This is a genomic window from Streptomyces boncukensis, from assembly GCF_011045075.1.
Taxonomy (GTDB): Bacteria; Actinomycetota; Actinomycetes; order Streptomycetales; family Streptomycetaceae; genus Streptomyces; species Streptomyces boncukensis.
This window is the reverse complement of sequence record NZ_JAAKZZ010000644.1, coordinates 1-3,580: the sequence shown is the minus strand read 5'-3', so window position 1 is coordinate 3,580 and position 3,580 is coordinate 1. Positions and strand designations below refer to the sequence as shown.

At 71.1% G+C, this 3,580-nt stretch carries 4 protein-coding genes; 1 reads left to right on the top strand and 3 read right to left on the bottom strand.

The features are described from left to right. Positions 1-52: 52 nt before the first annotated feature. From G5C65_RS33555 to G5C65_RS33545, 3 genes are all read right to left on the bottom strand, one after another. Positions 53-1,093 carry an ABC transporter permease gene (locus G5C65_RS33555; RefSeq protein WP_165302835.1) on the bottom strand — a complete coding sequence of 347 codons (1,041 nt, stop codon included), beginning with the start codon at positions 1,091-1,093 and terminating at the stop codon, positions 53-55. Further along, positions 1,090-2,067 (bottom strand): sugar ABC transporter substrate-binding protein, encoded by a 978-nt coding sequence (locus G5C65_RS33550; RefSeq protein WP_165302834.1) that lies wholly within the window; start codon positions 2,065-2,067, stop codon positions 1,090-1,092. The genes G5C65_RS33555 and G5C65_RS33550 overlap by 4 nt, the downstream gene beginning before the upstream one ends. 192 nt (positions 2,068-2,259) lie before the next feature. Then, positions 2,260-2,997 carry a GntR family transcriptional regulator gene (locus tag G5C65_RS33545; protein WP_338146786.1) on the bottom strand — a complete coding sequence of 246 codons (738 nt, stop codon included), beginning with the start codon at positions 2,995-2,997 and terminating at the stop codon, positions 2,260-2,262. A gap of 131 nt (positions 2,998-3,128) precedes the next feature. Here G5C65_RS33545 and G5C65_RS33540 point away from each other — a divergent pair. Continuing rightward, a partial coding sequence (locus G5C65_RS33540; RefSeq protein ID WP_165302833.1) for a Gfo/Idh/MocA family oxidoreductase occupies positions 3,129-3,580 on the top strand: 452 nt, incomplete at its 3' end.

The window sequence follows — 3,580 nt, the reverse complement described above, 5'->3', positions numbered from 1 at the left end:
CGGTCCCCCCGGTCCGCCCCGTCCGCCCGGTCCGCCTCGTGCTGCCGCTCGGTCATCGGCTGGCCTCCGCCCGCTTCCGGATCCACGCGTTGAGCAGGGTCGCGAGCAGCAGCATCGCGCCCAGGAAGAACTTGAACCAGTCGGGGTTCCACTGCGCGTAGACGATGCCCTTGTTCGCCATGCCGAAGATGAACGCGCCGATGGCGGCGCCGACCGCGGAGCCGTAGCCGCCGGTCAGCAGGCAGCCGCCGATGACGGCGGCGGCGATGTAGATCAGCTCGTTGCCGACGCCCTCGCCGGACTGGACCACGTCGTAGTTGAAGAGCAGGTGCTGGCCCGAGATCCAGGCGGCGAACGCCACGCCCATATACAGCCCGATCTTGGTACGGGCCACCGGCACGCCGACCGCGCGGGCCGCGTGCACCCCGCCGCCGACCGCGAAGATCCAGTTCCCGGCGCGGGTGCGCAGCAGGATCCAGGTGGCAGCGGCGACCAGCGCCAGCCACCACACCACGGTGACCTGGATGTCCACGTCGCCGATCGTGAGCTGGGAGGCGAAGGCGTCCTGCGCGGAGGAGAAGCCCTCCATATCGCTGATGCTCTTGGTGGAGACGGTGCCGCTGATCAGCTTGGTCAGCCCCAGGTTCAGGCCCGTCAGCATCAGGAACGTGGCCAGGGTGATGATGAAGCTGGGCAGCCCCGTGCGGGCGAGCATGAAGCCGTTGAAGAACCCGATGGCGAGCATGACCAGCAGCGACACCCCCACGCCGACCCAGGTGTTGGCCGTCATCTGGTAGCTGAACATCGACGAGGTCAGCGCCGCGGAGGTCACCATGACCCCGGCCGACAGGTCGAACTCGCCGCCGATCATCAGCAGCGCCACCGGCACCGCCATGATCCCGATCGTGGAGGAGAAGTAGAGCACCGTGGAGAGGCTGGAGGCGCGCAGGAAGCTGTCCGCGATCAGCGCGAAGAACACGAAGAGCGCGATCGCGCCGACGACGGCGCCCAGCTCGGGGCGGCGCAGCAGCCGCGCGGGCAGCGGGCGGCGCGTCAGCCGCTCGTCGGCGGCCTCCGGGGTGGTGACGGTCATCGCGTGCCCCGCTTCGTGTACTCCTCCAGCGGGCCCGCGTCCTTCTGGGTGAGGATCTGCGGGCCGGTCAGGACGGGCCGGCCGCCGCCGAGCATGTCGCCGTTGTAGCGGTGCAGCCAGAGCAGGTCCACGGCCTCGTAGCCCTGCAGATACGGCTGCTGGTCCACGGCGAAGCCGAGCGTGCCGTCCTTGAGGCCGGAGGCGACCTTGGCGTTCAGGTCGAAGGTGTCGACCTCCGCTTCGCTGCCCGCGTCCTGCTTGGCCTGCACGGCGGTGGGCGCGAACGGGGCGCCGAGCGTGACGACCGCGTCCACCTTCCCGTCGGACTGGAGCTTGGCCTCGATGGACGACTTGACGCCCGGCATGTTGGTGCCGTCGACGTTGAGGTCCTGCACCGTGCCGTCGAAGGTCTTCTCGATGCCGTCGCAGCGCTGCTCGTGGCCGACGTTGCCCTGCTCGTGCTTGACGCACAGCGCCTTCTTGCGGCCCCGCTTGTTCAGCTCGCGGCCGACGGCCTCGCCCGCCAGCACCTCGTCCTGGCCGATGTGGGTGAGGGCGCCGAAGTCCTTCGACTCCTGCTGGCCGGAGTTGATGGTGATCACCGGGATGCCCGCCTTGACCGCCTTCTTGACGACCCGCTCCAGCGCGTCGGGCTTGGCGAGGGTGACGATCAGCCCGTCGACCTTCTTGTCGATCGCGGTCTGCACGAGCTGGGCCTGCGGCCCCGCCTCCTCGTCGTGCGAGTACAGGAAGTCGATGTTGTCCTTGGCCGCGGCCTGCTTGGCGCCGCTCTGCACGATGTCCCAGTAGGTGTCGCCATCGCCCGAGTGGGTGACCATGGCGAAGGTCCAGCGCGGCGTGTTCACGTTCGCCTTGCCGGAGGCGGCGGCGCGCTCACGGGCCTCCTCGGCCCGCTTGCCGCCCGTGCTGCTGCACCCGCCGAGCACCGCCACCGCCGCGACGGCGAACGCCATCACGGCTCCCTTCGTCCGTACGGACGTACGGGACCTCTGCACGCTGGCCACGCTGTTCTGCCCTCTCGGTACACGGATGCGGTAGATGTCCGGGCCGACCACCCGGGACCACCGGACAAGTATCGGTTACCGCTGAGGCGGACGGTGCGAGGGGGGCTCTCGCGCTGCGCGGCACCCGCTCCGGCGGCTCCGTCAGGGGCGTACCAGGAGCTGGAAGTCGAACGCGTACCGGGACGCGCGGTAGAGATGGGTGCCGTACTCCACCGGGCGGCCCGTGTCGTCGAACGCCGTACGCTGCATCGTCAGCAGCGGCGCCCCCTCCGGCTCCCCCAGCAGCTCCCCCTCCTCGGCGGTCGCGGCCCGCGCGCCCACCGTCTGCCGGGCGCTGTGCAGGGTGACGCCCGCACCGCGCATCAGCCGGTAGAGCCCGGTGGCCTCCAGCTCCTCGCGCCCCAGGGGCAGCAGCTCGGCCGGAAGGTAGTTGCACAGGTACGCCATCGGCTCGCCATGGGTGAACCGGAGCCGCTCCACGGCCCGCACCTCGGTGCCCTCGGGGACGGCGAGCGCGGCGGCCACCTGGGCCGTGGCCTCCTCCGCCGCGTAGCGCAGCACCTGGGTGCCGGGGCGCTGGCCGGCCGCCTCCAGGTCGTCGTACAGGCTGCTCAGCTCCAGGGGGCGCTTGACCTGGCTGTGCACCACCTGGGTGCCGATGCCGCGCCGCCGCACCAGCAGGCCCTTGTCGACCAGGGACTGGATGGCCTGTCGGACCGTGGGGCGGGAGAGCCCGAGCCGTCCGGCCAGCTCGATCTCGTTGCCCAGCAGACTGCCCGGCGCGAGCTTGCCGCGCTCGATGGCGGTCTCAAGCTGCTGGGCGAGCTGGAAGTACAGCGGGACGGGGCTGCTGCGGTCCACGCTGAGCTGGAGGTCCACCGGATCCGGATCATTCTTGGCCACGAGGGGAGCGTAGTGCCCAGAGGGTGACCTTGGTAACCGTACGTTCGATTGTCAGGACGAAAGGACAAACCATTGACAGCGTTCCCGGTTGCCTCCAGCGTAGGGTCATGCGGATCGGACTCATCGGAGCCGGCAGGATCGGCGCCCTGCACGCACGCACCATCACCGCCCACCCCGAGGTCACCGAGCTGGTCGTCGCGGACGCGGATCCGATGCGCGCCGTCGAGGTCGCCGCGGCGCTGGACGCGACGCCCGTGCCCTCGGCCGCCGAGCTGTTCTCGCTGGACATCCACGCGGTGGTGATCGCCTCCAGCACCGCGTCGCACGCCGGGCTGATCCGCGCCGCCGCCGCACGCGGGCTGCCCGTCTTCTGCGAGAAGCCCGTCGCGCTCGACCTGGCCGGCACCCGGGAGGCGCTGCGCGCGGCGGACGACGCCGGGACGCTGCTCCAGGTCGGCTTCATGCGCCGCTTCGACGCCGGGTACGCGGCGGCCCGCGCGGCCGTGCGCGGCGGACGGCTCGGGCGCCTGCACACCGTCCGCGCCCTCACCTCCGACCC

Excerpts from the sequence above, each read along its gene's own strand:
- G5C65_RS33550 (WP_165302834.1), bottom strand. The coding sequence starts at position 2,067 with ATGGCGTTCGCCGTCGCGGCGGTGGCGGTGCTCGGCGGGTGCAGCAGC.
- G5C65_RS33555 (WP_165302835.1), bottom strand. The coding sequence starts at position 1,093 with ATGACCGTCACCACCCCGGAGGCCGCCGACGAGCGGCTGACGCGCCGC.